This is a genomic window from Streptomyces sp. NPDC005566, assembly GCF_040605575.1.
GTDB lineage: Bacteria > Actinomycetota > Actinomycetes > Streptomycetales > Streptomycetaceae > Streptomyces.
In genome coordinates this window covers 117,762-136,297 of record NZ_JBEXDB010000001.1, presented here as the reverse complement: position 1 = coordinate 136,297, position 18,536 = coordinate 117,762, and the positions used below count along the sequence as shown (strand labels likewise).

The following is an 18,536-nucleotide window of genomic DNA, read 5'->3' as shown; positions in this document are numbered from 1 at the left end:
GGCCGGGCGCGTGGGGTTCCGGCGTACCGGGACCCCCGGCCGGCCGGGCCGGAGTCGGGATGAATTTAACAGCCCCGCAATATCTTGCGAAAGACCTTGCAGGAAGAAATCTCCGATATTTCGTCGATGTGAGCGGGGTGTAATCGTGACGTGTCCAGGGGGTTGACCGGGGCAGGTCAGGCTCGTACGGTCTGCTGCACCCCAGCTTTTGCATTCTTGCTGCAAGAACCTTCACAAGCCTTGACGGCACGGCGCGTTGCCCGGTGAGGCTGCTCCGCCATCCCCGCACTTCCCCCACCGCAGGAGGAATGTCATGGCACGCAGACCTTTGTCTGGCGCGCTCGCCCTCACCTTGGGCGCCGCTGTTCTTGCCGTCCCCACGGGGCTCGGCGCCGCCGGAACCGCCCAGGCCGCGCCGCCCGGCGACAAGGACGTCACCGCAGTGATGTTCGAGTGGAAGTTCGCCTCCGTGGCCAAGGCCTGCACCGACAGCCTCGGTCCGGCCGGCTACGGCTTCGTCCAGGTCTCGCCGCCCCAGGAGCACATCCAGGGCGGCCAGTGGTGGACGTCGTACCAGCCGGTCAGCTACAAGATCGCGGGGCGGCTCGGCGACCGTACGGCCTTCGCGAACATGGTCAGCACCTGCCACGGCGCGGGCGTCAAGGTCATCGCCGACTCGGTCATCAACCACATGTCGGCCGGTTCGGGCACCGGCACAGGCGGGTCCTCGTACTCCAAGTACGACTACCCGGGTACCTACTCGGCCGGCGACATGAACGACTGCCAGTCGCAGATCAGCAACTACGGCGACCGGGGCAACGTCCAGAACTGCGAACTGGTCGGCCTGGCCGACTTGGACACCGGTGAGGACTACGTGCGCGGCCGGATCGCGACGTACCTCAACGACCTGCTCTCCCTCGGCGTCGACGGCTTCCGCATCGACGCCGCCAAGCACATACCGGCCGGCGACCTCTCCAACATCAAGTCCCGGCTGAGCAACACGGGCGTCTACTGGAAGCACGAAGCGATCTACGGCGCGGGCGAAGCCGTATCGCCCTCCGAGTACCTCGGCAGCGGGGACGTCCAGGAGTTCCGCTACGGCCGCAGCCTCAAGCAGGTCTTCAACAACGAGAACCTCGCCAACCTCAAGAACTTCGGCGAGGGCTGGGGCTTCATGGAGTCCGGCAAGTCCGCCGTCTTCGTCGACAACCACGACACGGAGCGCGGCGGCGACACCCTGAACTACAAGGACGGCGCCAACTACACCCTGGCCAACGTCTTCATGCTCGCCTACCCGTACGGCTCCCCGGACATCCACTCCGGCTACGAGTGGGCCGACAAGGACGCCGGCCCGCCCAACGGCGGCCAGGTGAACGCCTGCTACAGCGACGGCTGGAAGTGCCAGCACGCCTGGGGCCAGATCTCCTCCATGGTCGGCTTCCGCAACGCCGCCCGCGGCCAGGCCGTCTCGAACTGGTGGGACAACGGCGGCGACCAGATCGCCTTCGGACGCGGCGCCAAGGCGTACGTGGCGATCAACCACGAGGGCTCCTCGCTGACCCGCACGTTCCAGACGTCGCTGGCCGCCGGTGACTACTGCGACGTCCAGTCCGGCAAGGGCGTAACCGTCAACGGCTCGGGGCAGTTCACCGCCACTCTCGGCGCCAACACCGCCGTGGCCCTGCACGTCGGCGCCCGCACCTGTTCCGGCGGCGGCACGACCCCGGACCCGGACCCCGGCACCGGCCGGTCCGGCGCCTCCTTCGGCGTCAACGCCACCACCCAGCTCGGCCAGAACATCTACGTCACCGGCAGCCAGGCCGCCCTCGGCAGCTGGGCCCCGGGAAGCGCCCTCAAGCTCGACCCGGCGACGTACCCCGTCTGGAAGCTCGACGTCAGCCTGCCCGCCGGCACGGCGTTCGAGTACAAGTACCTCCGCAAGGACGCGAGCGGCAACGTCACCTGGGAGAGCGGTGCGAACCGCACCGCCACCGTGTCGGCCTCCGGCAAGGTCACGCTGACCGCCGACATCTGGCGCAGCTGACCGCGACCGCTCGGCGGACCGGGGACGCGCGGCGGTGCGTCCCCGGCCCGCACCAGCTCCACCAGGACCCACCCCTGAAAGTCGAGGAGAACCCTCCCGTGTCCCGAACCACCCTCCGGCGGGGGGCCGTTGCCGCACTGTGCGCGGCGCTGCTGCCCGTCGTACCGGCGGCCACCGCAGCTGCCGCACCCAGACCCCCGGCCCCGCCCTCGGACGCCGCGCTCGCCAAGGAGCCGGCCAGGCACGACCTGACCCGTGAGCAGTTCTACTTCGTCATGCCCGACCGGTTCGCCAACGGCGACACCTCCAACGACCGCGGCGGGCTCACCGGCTCACGGCTGGAGACCGGCTACGACCCCACGGACAAGGGCTTCTACCAGGGCGGCGACCTCAAGGGGCTCGCCGACAGGCTCGACTACATCAAGGGCCTCGGCACCACCGCCATCTGGCTCGCCCCGATCTTCAAGAACCGCCCCGTCCAGGGCGCGGGCGACAACGCCTCGGCCGGCTACCACGGGTACTGGATCACCGACTTCACCCAGGTCGACCCGCACTTCGGCACCAACGCCGACCTGACGAAGCTGATCGACAAAGCCCACGGCAAGGGCATCAAGGTCTTCTTCGACGTCATCACCAACCACACCGCCGACACCGTCGACTACGCCGAGAAGAAGTACGGCTACAAGCCCAAGGGCGCCTTCCCGTACCTCGACGAGGACGGCCGCCCCTTCGACGACGCGCAGGGCGTCGCGAAGACCGACGCGGACTCCTTCCCGTACACGCCGGTGAACGCCGGCAAGAAGGTCCCGTCCTGGCTCAACGACACCACGATGTACCACAACCGGGGTGATTCGACCTACGCGGGCGAGTCCACCGAGTACGGCGACTTCTCCGGCCTCGACGACCTGTGGACCGAGCGTCCCGAGGTCGTGTCCGGCATGGAGAAGATCTACGAGAAGTGGGTCCGCGACTTCGACATCGACGGCTTCCGCATCGACACCGTCAAGCACGTCGACCTCGACTTCTGGACCCAGTGGGCCACCGCACTCGACGACTACGCGGCGAAGCGCGGCCGGGACGACTTCTTCATGTTCGGCGAGGTCTACTCCGCCGACACCGCCATCACCTCGCCCTACGTCACCCGGGGCCGGCTCGACTCGACGCTCGACTTCCCCTTCCAGGAAGCCGCCCGCCAGTACGCCTCCCAAGGTGCACCCGCCTCGAAGCTCGCCGCGGTCTACGGCCACGACTACCGGTACACGAGCGACAAGGCCAACGCCTACGAGCAGGTGACCTTCCTCGGCAACCACGACATGGGCCGGATCGGCACCTTCCTGAAGCAGGACAACCCGAAGGCCTCCGACGCCGAACTCCTCGACCGTGCCCGCCTCGCCAACGAGCTGATGTTCCTCGGCCGCGGCAACCCGGTGATCTACTACGGCGACGAGCAGGGCTTCACCGGAGCGGGCGGCGACAAGGACGCCCGCCAGACGCTCTTCGCCTCGAAGACCGCCGACTACCTCGACGACGACCAGCTGGGCACCGACCGCACGCACGCCTCCGACGCGTACGACACCCGGCACCCGCTCTACCGGTCCATAGCGGCCCTGGCCGAGCTCACCCGGGAACACCCGGCGCTGCGTGACGGGACCCAGACCGAGCGATACGCGGAAGGCTCCGTGTACGCCTACTCGCGTACCGACACCAAGCGGCCGTACGAGTACGTCGTCGCCACCAACAACGGCACCGAGGCGAAGACCGTCGAGGTCGCCACCGGCTCGGCCGGCATGAACTTCCGCACGCTGTACGGCGGTTCCGCCGCCATCCGCAGCGGCGCCGACAAGAAGATCAGCGTCACCGTGCCCGCCCTCTCCAGCATCGTGCTGCGCGCCGACAAGCCGCTGGGCACCCCGGCCACCAAGCCCTCGCTCACCCTGAAGGCCCCCGCCGCCGGAGCCACCGGCACCGTCGAGATCACCGCGGACGTGGACGGCGGGCAGCTCAACCGCGTCGTGTTCGCCGCACAGACCGGCAACGGGAAGTGGCGCACCCTCGGCTCCGCCGACCACGCCCCGTACAAGGTCACCCAGCACCTGGACGAGTCCGTCAAGGCAGGGACCCCGCTGCGCTACAAGGCCGTGGTCGTCGACCGCGCCGGCCGCACCGCGAGTGCTCTCGCCTCGACGGCCGCCGGACAGGCACCGCCCGCCCCCAAGCCGGTCGCCGTCGAGCGCGACCAGGCCGTCGTCCACTACAAGCGCGCGGACGGCGACTACGAGGGCTGGCAGCTGAAGTCCGGCGACAGCACGGCCGACTTCATCGGGCGCGACGCCTACGGCGCCTTCGCCTGGATCGACCTCGCCGAGGGCACCTCATCGGTCCCGTACACGGTCGAGAAGAACGGCACCGCCGACGGCCCCGAGCGCACCGTCGACCTCGCGAAGACCGGCCAGGTCTGGGTCGAGCAGGGCAAGGACGGGCAGGCCACCGAGGCACCCGACGGAGCCAACCCGCCGCAGGACACCTCCAAGGCCGTCCTGCACTACCACCGCGCCGACGGCAACTACGACGGCTGGGGCCTGCACACCTGGACCGGGGCCGCGGCGCCCACGGACTGGGCCAAGCCCCTGCTGCCCGTGAAGACCGACGCCTACGGCGCCACGTACGAGGTACCGCTCACCGACGGCGCCACCTCGCTCAGCTACATCCTCCACAAGGGCGACGAGAAGGACCTCCCCAGCGACCAGTCCCTGGACATCGCCTCGTACGGGCACGAGGTCTGGATGCTCGGCGGGAAGCCCGGCTGCCTGCTGCCGCAGACCGGCGGCGCGCCCACTCCCGACCTCACCAAGGCCGAGGCCCAGTGGATCGACGCCGGCACCGTCGTCTGGAAGGTGAAGGCAACCGACGCCACTAGCCAGCAGCTCGTGTACGCGAAGGACGGCGGGATCTCCGTCGCCGACGGCGCCCTGACCGACGAGGGCCGGTGGCTCCGGCTCAACACCACCGAGCTCACCGACGCGCAGAAGGCGAAGTACCCGCACCTCAAGGACTACCCGGCGTTCACCGTCGACGCCCGCGACCGGGACAGGGTCAAGGAGTCGCTGCGCGGCCAGCTGATCGCCACCCAGCGCGCTGCGAACGGCGCCCTGCTCGCCGCCACCGGGGTGCAGACCGCCGGAATCCTGGACGGCCTGTACGGGAACGCCGCGAGCCGCGCCGACCTCGGCCCGGTCTTCCGCAAGGGCAGCCCCACACTCTCCGTCTGGGCACCCACCGCCCGTACCGTCGCCCTCGAACTCGACGGGAAGAGCGTCCCGATGCGGCGCGACGACCGCACCGGCGTCTGGTCGGTCACCGGGAAGAAGAGCTGGAACGGCAAGCCCTACCGGTACGCCGTGAACGTCTGGGCGCCCACCGTCCAGAAGATGGTCACCAACAAGGTCACCGACCCCTACTCCACCGCCCTGACCGCCGACTCCGCACGCAGCCTCGTCGTCGACCTCGACGACCCGAAGCTGGCCCCGAGCGGCTGGTCCGGCCTGAGGAAGCCCGCCGCGGCCCCGCTGCGCGACGCGCAGATCCAGGAACTGCACATCCGTGACTTCTCGATCGCGGACGGGACGTCGAAGCACCCCGGCGAGTACCTGGCCTTCACCGACACCCGCTCCGACGGGATGAAGCACCTCAAGGAACTCGCCGACTCCGGCACCGGCTACGTCCACCTGCTGCCCGCCTTCGACATCGGGACCATCCCGGAGAAGAAGTCCGGCCAGGACAAGCCCGCCTGCGACCTGTCCGTGTACGCCCCCGACTCCGAGGAGCAGCAGGCCTGCGTAGCGAAGGCCGCCGCCAAGGACGGCTTCAACTGGGGCTACGACCCGCTGCACTACACGGTCCCCGAGGGCAGTTACGCCTCCGACCCGGACGGCACGAAGCGCACCGTCGAGTTCCGGCAGATGGTGCAGGGCCTCAACGGCGCGGGACTGCGGACCGTCATGGACGTCGTCTACAACCACACCGTCGCCTCCGGCCAGGACGACAAGTCCGTACTCGACCGCATCGTGCCCGGCTACTACCAGCGGCTCCTTGAGGACGGCACCGTCGCCACCTCGACGTGCTGCGCCAACACCGCCCCCGAGAACACGATGATGGGCAAGCTCGTCGTCGACTCGATCGTCACGTGGGCCAAGGAGTACAAGGTCGACGGCTTCCGCTTCGACCTGATGGGACACCACCCGAAGGCCAACATCCTCGCGGTCCGCAAGGCGCTCGACGAGCTGACCGTCGCCGAGGACGGTGTCGACGGGAAGAAGATCATCCTGTACGGGGAGGGCTGGAACTTCGGCGAGATCGCCGATGACGCCCGCTTCGTCCAGGCCACGCAGAAGAACATGGCGGGCACCGGCATCGCCACGTTCTCCGACCGGGCCCGTGACGCCGTACGCGGCGGCGGCCCCTTCGACGAGGACCCCCGCGTCCAGGGCTTCGCCTCCGGCCTCTACACCGACCCCAACACCTCACCCGCCAACGGCACCGAAGCCGAACAGAAGGCCCGGCTGCTCCACTACCAGGACCTGATCAAGGTCGGCCTGACCGGCAACCTCGCCGACTACACCTTCACCGACACCCAGGGCCGCACGGTCAAGGGCTCGGCCGTCGACTACAACGGGGCCCCCGCCGGATACGCGGCGGTGCCCGGCGACGCGCTCGCCTACGCCGACGCCCACGACAACGAGTCGCTGTACGACGCCCTCGCCTTCAAGCTCCCCGCGGACACCCCGGCCGCCGACCGGGCCCGCATGCAGGTCCTCGCGATGGCGACCGCCGCACTCTCACAGGGCCCCTCGCTCTCCCAGGCAGGCACCGACCTGCTGCGCTCCAAGTCGCTCGACCGCAACTCGTACGACAGCGGCGACTGGTTCAACGCGCTGCACTGGGACTGCCGCAAGGGCAACGGCTTCGGCCGCGGACTGCCGCCCGCCGCCGACAACAAGGACAAGTGGGTCTACGGGAAGCCGCTGCTGACTTCTGCCGCGCTCACCCCCGGGTGCGCGCAGATCACCGGTGCCTCCGCCGCGTACCAGGACCTGCTCACCATCCGCACCACCCAGAAGGAGTTCGACCTCGCCACCACCGAACAGGTGCAGGGCGCCCTGTCCTTCCCGCTCTCCGGGAAGGACGAGACACCCGGGGTGATCACCATGCGCCTGGGCAAGCTGCTCATCGTCATGAACGCCACCCCGGCTACGCAGAGCCAGGACATCCCCGAGCTGGCCGGCAAGACGTACACCCTGCACCCCGTCCAGGCGGCGGGCGCGGACGCCGAGGTCAAGAAGTCCGCGTACGAAGGGAAGTCGGGCAGCTTCACCGTCCCGGGACGCACGGTCGCCGTGTTCTCCCAGCGCTGACGCCCTCGTTTCCCCCCGGCCGGTCTCCGGCTCCGCGCCCCCATCGGTGCGGAGCCGGGGGCCGGCCGGCCCGTTTCGCGAGGGACTCCCTTGTGCGGGCGGCGCGATCACGCGAAGCTGAGGTCGTACACGTCCATGCACGCTGTACATGTATGCGACCCAGCCCGCACCCGCAATCAGGAGCGCTTGATGCCGCAGATCACCGTCGACTACTCCGCCGAGCTCGACGACAGTTTCGACCGCCGCGGCTTCGCCCTGGCTCTGCACCCGCTCGTCGCCGAGACCGTGTCCACCGGGATTTCCGGCTGCAAGACCCGGTTCCGCCGGGCGGAGGACTCCTTCGTCGGTGACGCCGCCACGGGCGACTCCCTCGTGAACGTCTCGATCGCGATGCGGCCCGGCCGAACTCCCGAGACCAAGGCGCACCTCACGAAAGCAGTTCTGGAGCTGCTGGCCGGGCACCTGAAGCCCCTCGACGGCTTCACCGTCCACACCTCGGCCGAGGTCCGGGACCTGGACGCGTCCTTCAGGAGCTAAGGCAGCCGCTGCGGCGGGACGGCGGGTGCGGCGGGCGCCAGGACGGAGAGCCGTGTCAGCAGATCTCCGAAGGGGCCGTCCGCCGGCTCCTGCGCGAAGACCCGCAGCACGATGCCCGCCATCTCCTGGTCGTACGCGGCGCTCACCGCGGCCAGCGCCGCGAAGTCGTGGACCAGCTGCAACTCCAGTTCGGCCCGCGGAATGCGCCGCCCGTCCAGCCAGAGCAGGGCCGTCGACTCGGCCAGCGACACCCAGGACCGCACCACGAGCTCCAGCCGGGCGGGCGGGGCCTTGACACCGAGGTGGGCGACGATCTGCTCGTACGCGGCCTGCCGCACCCCGTCGATCAGGACGTCGGCCGTCGACGAGCCGCCTGCCGGACCGCCCCGCATCAGCGCGGCGAAGCCCGGCCCGTGCTCCTCGACGAAGTCGAAGAACCGGCCCATCACGCGCAGCAGCCTTGCGCCCAGGGGCCCTTCGTGCGCCTCCAGGAAACGGCCGGACAACTCGTCGGCGGCACGCCCCAGCGCGGCCTCGTACAGGCTCTGCTTCCCGGGGAAGTAGTGGTAGACGAGCGGACGCGAGATACCGGCCGCAGCCGCGATCTCGTCGATCGACACATCGTCGGGGGAGCGGTGGCTGAACAACTCCAGGGCGACGCCGATCAACTGCTGCCTGCGCTCGTCGACGCCCATCCTGCGCCGCACACCGGTCGTCATACCCACAGCCTAACGGGGGCCGGACGGCGCCACCTCAGCGCAGGGCCCTCACCCGGCTGCCGTCCGCCAACAGCCCGTCGAGCTGCGCCCGGTCGCCCGCCCGGGCCCGTACGGCCAGCAGGCGCCCGTCCGCCCGGCCCCTGACCCCGCCCGTCGCGGACAGGGACGCGAACTGCCGGGAACCGGCCGCGAGTACGTACCAGCGCCCGCCGTCCGACTTCCACAGCACGCCCGCCAGAACCCGCGGTCTGCGCACTCCGCAGTCGGGGGAGTCCTCGGAGCGCGCCGCGACGGCGCCCGGCGTACCGGTCCCGCCCGAAAGCCCGGGCGGCGCCTGGAACTGGGCCAGCACCCTGCTGCCCGTCCCCCGCCAGGTCTCCGCCCGGGTGCAGAGCCACAGGGCTGCCCCCTCGCCCTCGGGCAGCGGCTGTTTCGCGTACGGCCAGGAGTTCACCGATCGGACCCCGCGCGAACGCACGGCCGGCAGCAGACAGGCGGTGCGCGCCCAGCTCTCCCGTTCGGACCGGTCCGACACGTCGTGCGGGGCCGACGGAGCACCCGAGGTGAGGCGGACCGGTGTCAGCTCGCCGAGATCGGTCAACAGCCGGACCGCTGCACCCTCCCGTACTTCCAGGGCGTCCCAGGAGCGGCAGCCGGCCGAGGCCGCAGGAGCGGTCATCGCAGCGGTCACCCCGTGCCGGTCGCGGCGCAGGGGCCGCGCGGCGCCGTGCGGCGCGAGCAGATCCCGTACGGCTGCCCCACGCACCCAGGGCGCCGTCAGATAGCGGATCCGGCCCTTGCGGCGCTGCACGACGAGGGCGCCCGCTGCCACCGAGTCGGCGCCGTCCACCCGGGCGAAGTCGAGCGCGGCGCCCCCGGCCGGATCGGCGTTGCGCGGCTCGGCGTAGCGCACGATCCGCAGCCCGTCGTGGAACAGCACCACCGCCGCCGCGTCGACCTCGCCCGCGTACAGGAGCTGCGGTGGACCCATGGGCGGACCGGCGGGTGTCCCGGGCGTCGCCGACGAGGCCACCGCACGGCCCGGCCGGGCCCAGGTGGCGAGGGCCCGGCCCAGCAGCCGGGTGTCATCGGTCCGGTCGCCCCGGGCCGGCCAGGCCGTGAAGTCCCTGCGGGCCGAGCTCTGCCAGAACCCGGCGGGCACCCGCCGCAACGCGGCCGGATCCAGAGCCTGTTCGGCGGCTGCGTTACGGGAGTAGGGCGGCGCGGAGACGGAGCCCGGGCCCAGACCGTCGCCCGGCATCAGCAGCAGCGTCCCGCACACCAGCAGCGCGCCGAGCCCGGCCGCGACGGCCCGCCCGCGCCGTCGGCGGCGCGGCAGATCCGTCGCCCGGGCGTGCAGGGAGCACGGGTCGAACTCGGGCGAGGCGAGCAGCGCGTGGGACCCCGCGAGCGCGTCCGCCTCCAGCAGGGCGGCCGGGGGGTCGGCGACCCCCGCCGCACCGAGGACCCGGCACACCTCCGCGTCCGCGAGGCCTTCGAGGGCGCGCAGCACATGGGCGGCCCGGCAGGGTCCCGAGACCTCGGCCAGGGACTGCTCCAGGGCCAGTTCCTCCGCACCGCAGGAGTGCGGGAGGAGCCGCAGCCCCCACACCTGCGGCAGCAGGGGCGGCAGCTGCACGCGCCGGGGCCGGGCGAACCGCCGCAGCGGCTGTCCCGCCTCCAGCGCGGAGCGCACCACCCGGAGCCGCAGATAGGCGTAACCCTGTTCGGCCGAGGCGGCTCCGGCAGCATGCCGCGGCCTCGGCAGAGCCGCCTCCGGAGGCGCGCTGCGCGACCGGGGCAGGGAGCGCTGGGCGAGCCAGTGCGCCGTCAGCACCCGGCGGTTGCGGCCGAACGAGGGCGGCAGCACGAGATATCCGATCCTGACCAGCCGCGTGTAGTGCTCGACGAGCGCGGCCTCGGCCCGGTCCGTATCGGCCTGTTCCGCGCAGGGCCGGCCGGCGGACGACGGTACTGCTCGTAGAGGGGGCACGTTCAGCAGAACGAGCGAATGGTGCGATGGTCACTCCGGTACGCCCGGGGGCGCACGCCCCGGCCGGTCGTCGCACGCTGTCGAGCCCTTGGCCGCAATCCGTAGTTCCGCCGCACGGGGAGGGGGCACCGGGGCACGATGGCCCGATGGTGAAGCAGCTTGAGTGGCGACGAGGACGAGGCCGGGGCCCCCGGGCCGCAGCGGCCGTACTTGCGGGGCTTGCCCTGCTTGCCGCCTGCGGCGGGGGAGCGGACGGCGACGACAGGCCCGCCGCGCCGCCGACTGCTACGGGGACGCTGGAGCAGCTGGCGACGAGGGCGCGCTGCGAGCCGAACCTGCAGACCGATGCCGAGGAGATCCGACAGGCCAACTGCACCACCGGAGACGGGCGTTATGTGCTGGCCACCTTCGCCACCGACCGCGGCCAGCGGGAGTGGATCAACGAGGCCAACGACTACGGCGGTTCGTACCTGGTCGGCCGCAGGTGGGTCGCGGTCGGTGACGCGAAGGTGGTCGCAGCACTGCGCGGCCGGCTCGGGGGGACAGTGGAGACCGCCTCGCCTCACCACTCGGGGAGCAGTGGCAATGGGGGGAGCGAGGGCGGGCACTCCGGTCACCACGGGAGCTGACCGCGCAGGAACGGGGGGAGGTGCCGCTGTGTGGGGGGAACGGGGGCGTCAGGGCCGCGTCAGCGGCACTTGCGCCCGCCGTTGACGCAGCTCACCACCTTCTTCATCAGCTGGTCGTCGAACACGTTGATGAAGTCTCCGTGATCGGTGACGGGCTTGTGCAGCTGCTCAGGGAAGGAGTCGACGGCGAAGCCGGGGCCCGGCGGCACGTCGTACACGATGCGCTGCACCAGCTGAGGAATGGCCCTGAAGCCGTTCGGGCACCGCCCGTCGTCCTGGGCGAACGCCACATGGGTGCGGTGATTCGCACTGTCGGTGTTCTGACCGTCCCAGCAGCTCTGGAAGGCGAAGGAACGCACGACCTGACTGCCTTCCGGGCAGATCGGATACTTGTCCTTGAGCTGCCTGTCCTCGAATCCGGTGCAGCTCCAGGACGCGTTGGCGTTGGCATCGCCGTTGACGAATGCCTTGGCGTCACCGGTGATGATCCGCAGGAAGCGCGGCATTGCCGTGACCTTCCCGGCAGGGGAACCCACGAATTTCAGCGTGACCTGCGACGGAGTCTGAATCTCTCCGATGTTCTGGTCCTTGCCGCCGCCGTCGGCGCCCACGTCGTTCTCGTCCTGTCCGTTCTGCAGGCGCAGGACCGGCCAGTAGTACGTGGATTTGTCGCCCTGATTGCGGCAGGTCGATTCACCGCCGGCCAGGTCGTCATCACTGGAGAAGGCATCCGTGGCCTGATTTCCGACGTAATCGTGCATGTGGTGAGCACCGTTGCTCACTCCTGGTGCGGCAATGACGTTATCAGGGTTGAATTTGCCGTTCTCGTTCCGACCGCAGTCGGTGGTGAACGTACCGCGGGAGGCGCCCCGGCGGGCTCGGGGCCTGTCGACATTGGGTTGGACCGACTGGATGTCGACAAAGTCGGAGGCCTCGGGGCCATTTCCTTGCTGGCCACCGTCCCCGCCCTGGTCGTCGCCGCCGTCCTGGCCGCCGTCCTGGCCCTGGTCGGCCCCTTGATCGGCCCCCTGGTCGCCGCCGCCCTGGTCCTGGCCGCCGTCCTGGCCGCCGTCCTGACCCTGGTCCGCGCCGTCCTCGCCCCCCTGGCCTCCGTCCTGCCCGCCGCCCTGCCCGCCGCCCTGGTCGTCGTCATCGGCGCGCAGGCTGCACGGTGCGAGGCCGTTCAGACCCTGCGGCCGCTGCGCCGCATTGCGTTCGATGGCAATGCCGATCCGGTCGAGACTGGCTGCCCGCTTGTTCTTCAGCGGGCCGAGCACCGCATTCTCGGCAAGGTTCGGGTCCTGTGCGATCTGCTCCTTCCGGTCCGCGAATTGCTTGTACGCGTCGGTGATCTGCGTATCCATTGCCGCGAGTTCGCGGTCGACCTCCGGGCGCGCCTGTTCGGGCACGTCGGGGAGGGCGATTCCCGCGTCGGGGCAGTCGATGGTGGACATCTGCCGGCCGGCGTTCCGGGTGCGGTCGGGGGGTGAGCCCCACGACCCTTCTCCCGCGCTTGCGTAGACATTGACGGCGACCAACCCACCTCCGCCCAGAGCGAGAGCGACCGAAGCGACAATCGCCCGGTTGGCGAGTGTCGAACGTTTCTTGCGCGATGTGCGTCCCATGGAACTCCTCTGCTTCGAGGGAGAAGCGTGACGTCCCATACGGAGCGGGCATCCGGACCGTTCAGAGCGCTGTGGAATTCGTGGGAATCTCCATGCCCAAAACGGCCCGAACGCCCGGAACGGTCCATACCCAAGTCTCAGGCGAAGGCGGCCAACCGGTCATCCACCGGCGCTCCCGTCATCCGGTTCGCCAGCGTCGACATCGTGTAGGCGCCGATGCCGAGGACCACTTCCAGGGCGTTGCGGGGGGTGTGGCCCAGTGACAGGAAGTCCTGCAGCGCCTCGTCGTCGACCGCGCCCGCTGTCGCGAGGACGGCGAGGGTGAACCGGCGTACCCCTTCCAGCCGTTCGTCCGGCAGGGTCTGCGGCTCGGCGGCACGCAGGGCCGTGATGAGTTCCGGGGCGGCTCCGAGCGCGGTGAGACTCGCCGTGTGCATGGCCACGCAGATGTGGCACGCGTTGCGGGTGGCCATCGTCATGACGACGACCTCGCGCGACAGTGGGTCCAGGGTGCTCGCCTCGAAGGTGGCGGAGGCCTGGAGGAAACCGTTGAGCAGTTCCGGCGAGGTGGCGAGCCGGGCGACGGCGGACGGGAGGTGACCGCCCTGCTTCTTCGTCACGGCCTCCATGGTGCGCCGTGAGGCGGGCGGTGCGGAGTGGAGAGTGTGGTCGGGGAACGCGGGTGCGGGCATGGCGGTCCTCTCGCGGTAAACTCGACAACGTGATTGACGAAAAGGTAAACCAGGTTGTCGAAGTGTGCAATGGCTGAGCCGGAGGAAGGGAGGGCGGGAGCCGGTTTCGAGCTGCCGATGCTGCTGTTCGCCGGATTCCGTTCGATCATCGACGAGTTGCACCACGAGCTGGCTGCGCACGGCCACCCGGACGTACGTCCCGCCTACGGCTTCGCACTCCAGGCCGTCGGCCGCGACGGGGCGAGCGCCAGCGAGATCGGGCGACGGCTCGGGGTCTCCAAACAGGCCGCGGGCAAGACCGTCGAGAAGCTGGAGGGCTTCGGCTACGTGGAACGGGTCGACGATCCCGAGGACGGCCGGCGCAAACTGGTCAGGCTCACCGCCCGCGGCATCGACATGCTGGCCAGGTCCGCCGAGGGCTTCGACCGGCTCCGCGCCGACTGGGTCCGGGAGCTGGGCGCCGAGCGGGTGCGGGCGCTGGAGGCCGACCTGCGCGCCATGGCACCCGCCCACGCGTTCCGGCTGGACGCGGAGCGGTGGTTCGCGGGCTGAGGGCCCGACGACCGGCCCGGTCGCACGATCGCGGGGCGGGGTCAGCCCCGGTCGAGATAGGCGAGCACCGCGAGCACCCGGCGGTTGTCGTCGTCCGACGGCGGCAGGCCGAGCTTTCCGAAGATGTTCGAGGTGTGCTTGGCCACCGCCCGCTCCGTGATCACCATCTGCCCCGCGATCGCCGCGTTCGAACGGCCCTGCGCCATCAGCTCCATGACCTCGCGCTCCCGGGGCGTGAGCCCGCCGATCGGCTTGTCCTGGGACCGCCGCGACAGCAGCTGCGAGATGACCTGCGGATCCATCGCCGTGCCGCCCGCCGCCACCCGGCGCACCGCGTCGATGAACTGGTCCGCGTCGAAGACCCGGTCCTTCAGGAGGTAGCCGATGCCGCCGTTGCCGTCGGCCAGCAACTCCCGTGCGTACAGCTGCTCCACATGCTGCGACAGCACCAGGACCGGCAGGCCGGGCCGGCTGCGGCGGGCGGCCAGCGCACACTGCAGGCCCTCGTCCGTGTGCGACGGCGGGAGCCGGACGTCGACGACGGCGACGTCCGGCTCCAACTCGGCCAGGGCCCTGGTCAGTTCGGGCCCGGTCTCCACGGCTGCCGCGATCTCGAAGTCGTAGGCCTCGAGCATGCGCACCAGGCCGTCGCGGAGCAGGAAGAGATCTTCGGCTAGGACAACGCGCAAGGGATCTCCATGGTCACCATGGTGGGGCCGCCGGCAGGGCTGCTGACGGCCAGTACGCCGTCGAATGTACCCAGTCGGCGTTCGATTCCGCTCAGTCCCGAACCGGTTCCGATCGCCGCGCCGCCCTTGCCGCTGTCCGTGACGGAGATCCGCAGCATTCCCTCGGCGTGGTGCATGTCCACCCAGATGCGTTCGGCGCCCGAGTGCTTCACCGCGTTGGTCAGGGCCTCGCTGACCGCGAAGTACGCGGCCGACTCGACGGGTGCCTCGGCCCGCCCCACGAGCTCCACGTTCACCTCGGACTCGACGGGCAGCCGCAGAGTCAGGGCCTTCACCGCGTCCCCGAGCCCGCGCTCGGCGAGGACCGGCGGGTGAATGCCCCGTACGAGATCGCGCAGCTCCGTGAGGGCCTCCGCGGAGGACGCACGAGCCATCGCCAGCAGCTTCTTCGCCTGCGCCGGGTCCTTCTCGACGAGCGCCTCGATGGTGCCCAGATTCATGCCCATGGCGACCAGCCGGGCCTGGGCCCCGTCGTGCAGGTCCCGCTCGATGCGCCGCAGTTCGGACGCCGCCGTGTCCACGGCCTCGTGCCGGGTCTCGGTGAGCCGGTCGATCCGCAGAGCCATCTCCTGCTCGTGGGTGGGCGCCAGCACCGACCGGGCGAGCACGAAGTGCAGGCGCAGCAGCGGCCGGCTCGCCCGGAGACCGACGTGGAAGAGCACGACGCCGAGGGCCGCGGCTGCCAACCCCGTCGCCTGGCTGCTGACCGGCACGAATCCGTACCAGTATGTGCTGTCCTCGAACACCCGCCACAGGCCGGCCGCCAGGACGATCCCCTCCACCGGGTAGACCATCAGCGCGAAGGACACGGTCAGCAGCACATAGCCGGCTGTCATGTCGACCAGCAGCCACCGCAGGTCCCGCCAGGTCGCCGGGTCCTTCAGCATGAACACCGTGCGCTCCACCTGTCCGGTGAAACCGGTGCGCAGGTCCGCCGGGAACCGCCGGTAGGGAATCGGGATGCGGACATCGGACCAGGTCACCGCCAGGAGCCGGCGCTGGTTGGCGTGCCTGCGCACCAGGTGCAGCACGTACGGCGTGGTGATCAGCCCTATGCCCAGCAGGACGAAGGCGATGGAGAGCACCGCCAGCACGAAGAGGGTGATCGACCCCGCTGTGGAGGCGAACGACAGGACGAACGACCGCCAGGCCGCCAGCATCGAGGCCCTGATCCGGCTCCGTGTCTCTTCCATCGTGCTCTCCCCTCGCCGGGTCCCGGCCGGACCCCGTTCGCAGAACAGTCTCGCCCGCGCCCCCTGCGGACCGTCAGCCGTTCCACCACCCGGGCGGGGTGTACTCAGCACCACCCTCACGGCCTGGTGCTACGGCTCCCGGAGAGGGGGCTCCGGCGGCTGGGGCGCCGGCCCTCCGGTTCCTAGATTCGGACGCATCCTGTCCGACATCACTTCTGGGGGCGAAATCCGCATGAGGCGCAACCTCGCGGCAAGCATCGGTGTGTGGAGCGCACACCACCGTAAGACAGCCGTTCTCGGCTGGTTGCTCTTCGTCGTGCTCGCCGCCGGCATCGGCGGGGCATCCGGCATGGTCGAGATGTCCGAGTCGGAGAACGGTGCCGGCGACTCCGCCAGGGCCGAGCAGATCCTCGACGACGCGGGACTCGGTCACCCCGCCGGTGAGCTGGTCATGGTGTCCGCAGCCGGTGCCGGTGACTGGCGTACGGCAGCCGGTGAGATCACCGCTGCCCTGAGCAGGACCGGAGAGGTCCGGAACATCGCGGCCCCGGTCCCCTCGAAGGACGGGAAGGACGCGCTGATCACCTTCGAGATGAAGGGCGACGCGGCGACCTCCGCCGACCGGGTTCAGCCGGTACTGGACGCGGTGTCCGATGTCCGTGAGCGCCACGGCGACGTCGCGATCCATCAGTTCGGTGAGGCCAGCGCGGGGAAGTGGCTCGGCGATCTGCTCTCCGAGGACTTCCGGCAGGCCGAGTTCACCGCCGTTCCGCTGGCGTTGGGCATCCTGCTGGTCGCCTTCGGTGCCGTGGTGGCCGCGCTGCTGCCGGTCGGCCTCGCGCTGACCGCCTGCATGGCCGCGTTCGGGCTGCTGTCGCTCGCCAGTCACCAGCTGCACCTCTTCCAGACCACGTACTCCGTGATGTTCCTGATGGGCTTCGCCGTCGGCGTCGACTACTGCCTCTTCTACCTGCGACGCGAACGCGACGAACGGGCCGCGGGACGCGACGCCGAGACCGCGCTGCGTATCGCCGCCGCCACCAGCGGCCGGGCCGTCCTCGTCTCCGGGCTCACCGTCATGGTCGCGATGGCCGGCATGTTCCTGTCCGGCCTGCTGCTGTTCAAGGGCTTCGCCCTCGCCACGATCATCGTCGTGTTCATCGCGATGCTGGGCTCCGTGACCGTGCTGCCCGCGCTGCTGTCCTGGCTCGGCGACCGGATCGACGCAGGGCGCGTACCGCTCCTCAACCGGCGCGGCAAGCGGGGCGCGAAGGCGAGCGGCGGCATCGCGGGCAAGGTGCTGGGGCCGGTCCTGGCCGCGCCGAAGGTCTTCGCCGTGGCGGCGGTCCTCGTCCTGCTCGCCCTGGCCGCGCCCGCGCTCGGCATGAAGACCGAACAGCTCGGCCTGGAGAAGCAGTTCGGCTCCGACTCGCAGCTGGCGATCGACTACGAGCGCATCTCCGACAGTTTCCCGGGCGGCCCCGCCCCCGCCCTCGTCGTCGTCAGGGCCGACGACATCGGCGCACCGGAGGTCCGTGCGGCGCTCGCGTCCTTCGACCGGGTGACCGTTCACGCGGCGCAGAACGTCGCGGAGATCGAGGTCCCCCTGCCCGGCGGCGAGGACGACCTGGCCGAACTGCGGGACCGGCGGGTGCCGGACGCCTTCGACGGGACGGGCGCCGAGGCCTACGTCACCGGTGAGGTGGCCTCGTCCGCCGACTTCAACGACCAGCTGAAGCGCGGCATCGTCCCGGTCTTCGCGTTCATCACCGCCGTCACCTTCCTCCTGATGCTCTTCTGCTTCCGCAGCTACGTCGTCGCGGTGACGTCGATCCTGCTCAACCTGCTCTCCGTCGGCGCCGCGTACGGGGTGATGACCGCCGTCTTCCAGCACGGCTGGGGCGCCGAGCTGATCGGCTCGGAGGGCGTCGGTGCGATCGAGTCCTGGATGCCGCTGTTCGTCCTCGTGGTCCTGTTCGGCCTTTCGATGGACTACCACGTGTTCGTCGTCTCGCGGATCCGTGAAGCCCGTGACAGCGGACTGGACACCCGCTCCGCGATCGACACGGGCATCCGGCGCACCGCGGGAGCGGTGACGGGCGCCGCGGCCATCATGGTGGCCGTCTTCGCGGTCTTCGGAACCCTGTCCATGCAGGACATGCAGCAGATGGGCGTCGGCCTCGCCGTCGCGGTGCTGCTGGACGCCACGATCGTACGGATGGTCCTGCTGCCCTCGGTCATGCTGCTGCTGGGCGAGCGGAACTGGCGGGTTCCGCGCGGACTCTCCCGGCTGCCGGGCCTGGAGCACAGCGAGCCCGCCGAGCCGGCCGCCGGCCAGGTGAGGGCGGGGGCGCGCGGCTGACCCCGCATACCGACGTGGGGGAGGCTCCGG

12 protein-coding genes are annotated in these 18,536 nt (G+C 70.5%); 6 read left to right on the top strand and 6 right to left on the bottom strand.

What is annotated here, in order from left to right; all coding sequences use genetic code 11:
* The first annotated feature begins 313 nt into the window (after positions 1 to 313).
* From ABZS61_RS00620 to ABZS61_RS00610, 3 genes are all read left to right on the top strand, one after another.
* Entirely contained in the window at positions 314 to 2,044 is a 1,731-nt protein-coding gene (locus tag ABZS61_RS00620) for a carbohydrate-binding module family 20 domain-containing protein (RefSeq protein WP_356413939.1), read from the top strand.
* Positions 2,045 to 2,142: 98 nt separating this feature from the next.
* Positions 2,143 to 7,455, top strand: coding sequence for a pullulanase-type alpha-1,6-glucosidase (gene pulA, locus ABZS61_RS00615; RefSeq protein ID WP_356413936.1), 5,313 nt, complete (start codon positions 2,143 to 2,145; stop codon positions 7,453 to 7,455).
* Between the two features lie 189 nt (positions 7,456 to 7,644).
* Positions 7,645 to 7,992, top strand: coding sequence for an isomerase (locus tag ABZS61_RS00610; protein WP_356413932.1), 348 nt, complete (start codon positions 7,645 to 7,647; stop codon positions 7,990 to 7,992).
* Here ABZS61_RS00610 and ABZS61_RS00605 read toward each other — a convergent pair.
* Together ABZS61_RS00605 and ABZS61_RS00600 are read right to left on the bottom strand one after the other, a co-directional pair.
* Complete coding sequence (locus tag ABZS61_RS00605) at positions 7,989 to 8,711, bottom strand: TetR/AcrR family transcriptional regulator (RefSeq protein WP_356413929.1); 723 nt, start codon at positions 8,709 to 8,711, stop codon at positions 7,989 to 7,991. The two genes, ABZS61_RS00610 and ABZS61_RS00605, sit on opposite strands and share 4 nt — an antisense overlap.
* Positions 8,712 to 8,745: 34 nt before the next feature.
* A complete protein-coding gene (locus tag ABZS61_RS00600; protein WP_356413926.1) occupies positions 8,746 to 10,704 on the bottom strand; it encodes a hypothetical protein in 1,959 nt (652 codons plus the stop codon).
* Positions 10,705 to 10,850: 146 nt separating this feature from the next.
* Between ABZS61_RS00600 and ABZS61_RS00595 the strand changes: the two genes are divergently transcribed.
* The gene (locus tag ABZS61_RS00595; protein WP_356413924.1) at positions 10,851 to 11,333 is read left to right on the top strand and encodes a hypothetical protein; all 483 of its coding nucleotides are present in this window, start codon (positions 10,851 to 10,853) and stop codon (positions 11,331 to 11,333) included.
* Positions 11,334 to 11,392: 59 nt separating this feature from the next.
* On the opposite strand, the gene ABZS61_RS00590 is transcribed toward ABZS61_RS00595, so the two are convergent.
* Together ABZS61_RS00590 and ABZS61_RS00585 are read right to left on the bottom strand one after the other, a co-directional pair.
* On the bottom strand, positions 11,393 to 12,958 hold the full coding sequence (locus ABZS61_RS00590; RefSeq protein ID WP_356413921.1) for a DUF1996 domain-containing protein: 1,566 nt from the start codon (positions 12,956 to 12,958) through the stop codon (positions 11,393 to 11,395).
* Positions 12,959 to 13,095: 137 nt separating this feature from the next.
* A complete protein-coding gene (locus ABZS61_RS00585; RefSeq protein ID WP_356413918.1) occupies positions 13,096 to 13,650 on the bottom strand; it encodes a carboxymuconolactone decarboxylase family protein in 555 nt (184 codons plus the stop codon).
* A gap of 69 nt (positions 13,651 to 13,719) precedes the next feature.
* Here ABZS61_RS00585 and ABZS61_RS00580 point away from each other — a divergent pair, with 69 nt between their 5' ends.
* A complete protein-coding gene (locus ABZS61_RS00580) occupies positions 13,720 to 14,202 on the top strand; it encodes a MarR family transcriptional regulator (protein ID WP_356413915.1) in 483 nt (160 codons plus the stop codon).
* Between the two features lie 41 nt (positions 14,203 to 14,243).
* On the opposite strand, the gene ABZS61_RS00575 is transcribed toward ABZS61_RS00580, so the two are convergent.
* Together ABZS61_RS00575 and ABZS61_RS00570 are read right to left on the bottom strand one after the other, a co-directional pair.
* A complete protein-coding gene (locus ABZS61_RS00575; RefSeq protein WP_356413912.1) occupies positions 14,244 to 14,891 on the bottom strand; it encodes a response regulator transcription factor in 648 nt (215 codons plus the stop codon).
* On the bottom strand, positions 14,876 to 16,144 hold the full coding sequence (locus ABZS61_RS00570; RefSeq protein WP_356413909.1) for a sensor domain-containing protein: 1,269 nt from the start codon (positions 16,142 to 16,144) through the stop codon (positions 14,876 to 14,878). The genes ABZS61_RS00575 and ABZS61_RS00570 overlap by 16 nt, the downstream gene beginning before the upstream one ends.
* 232 nt (positions 16,145 to 16,376) lie before the next feature.
* On the opposite strand from ABZS61_RS00570, the gene ABZS61_RS00565 reads away from it, so the two are divergent.
* Positions 16,377 to 18,506: an MMPL family transporter gene (locus tag ABZS61_RS00565; protein WP_356413906.1), complete on the top strand. Its 2,130-nt coding sequence runs from the start codon at positions 16,377 to 16,379 to the stop codon at positions 18,504 to 18,506.
* Positions 18,507 to 18,536 lie beyond the last annotated feature (30 nt).

Excerpts from the sequence above, each read along its gene's own strand:
- ABZS61_RS00590 (WP_356413921.1), bottom strand. The coding sequence starts at position 12,958 with ATGGGACGCACATCGCGCAAGAAACGTTCGACACTCGCCAACCGGGCG.
- ABZS61_RS00570 (WP_356413909.1), bottom strand. The coding sequence starts at position 16,144 with ATGGAAGAGACACGGAGCCGGATCAGGGCCTCGATGCTGGCGGCCTGG.
- ABZS61_RS00585 (WP_356413918.1), bottom strand. The coding sequence starts at position 13,650 with ATGCCCGCACCCGCGTTCCCCGACCACACTCTCCACTCCGCACCGCCC.
- ABZS61_RS00610 (WP_356413932.1), top strand. The coding sequence starts at position 7,645 with ATGCCGCAGATCACCGTCGACTACTCCGCCGAGCTCGACGACAGTTTC.
- ABZS61_RS00580 (WP_356413915.1), top strand. The coding sequence starts at position 13,720 with ATGGCTGAGCCGGAGGAAGGGAGGGCGGGAGCCGGTTTCGAGCTGCCG.
- ABZS61_RS00605 (WP_356413929.1), bottom strand. The coding sequence starts at position 8,711 with ATGACGACCGGTGTGCGGCGCAGGATGGGCGTCGACGAGCGCAGGCAG.
- ABZS61_RS00620 (WP_356413939.1), top strand. The coding sequence starts at position 314 with ATGGCACGCAGACCTTTGTCTGGCGCGCTCGCCCTCACCTTGGGCGCC.
- ABZS61_RS00565 (WP_356413906.1), top strand. The coding sequence starts at position 16,377 with ATGAGGCGCAACCTCGCGGCAAGCATCGGTGTGTGGAGCGCACACCAC.
- ABZS61_RS00595 (WP_356413924.1), top strand. The coding sequence starts at position 10,851 with ATGGTGAAGCAGCTTGAGTGGCGACGAGGACGAGGCCGGGGCCCCCGG.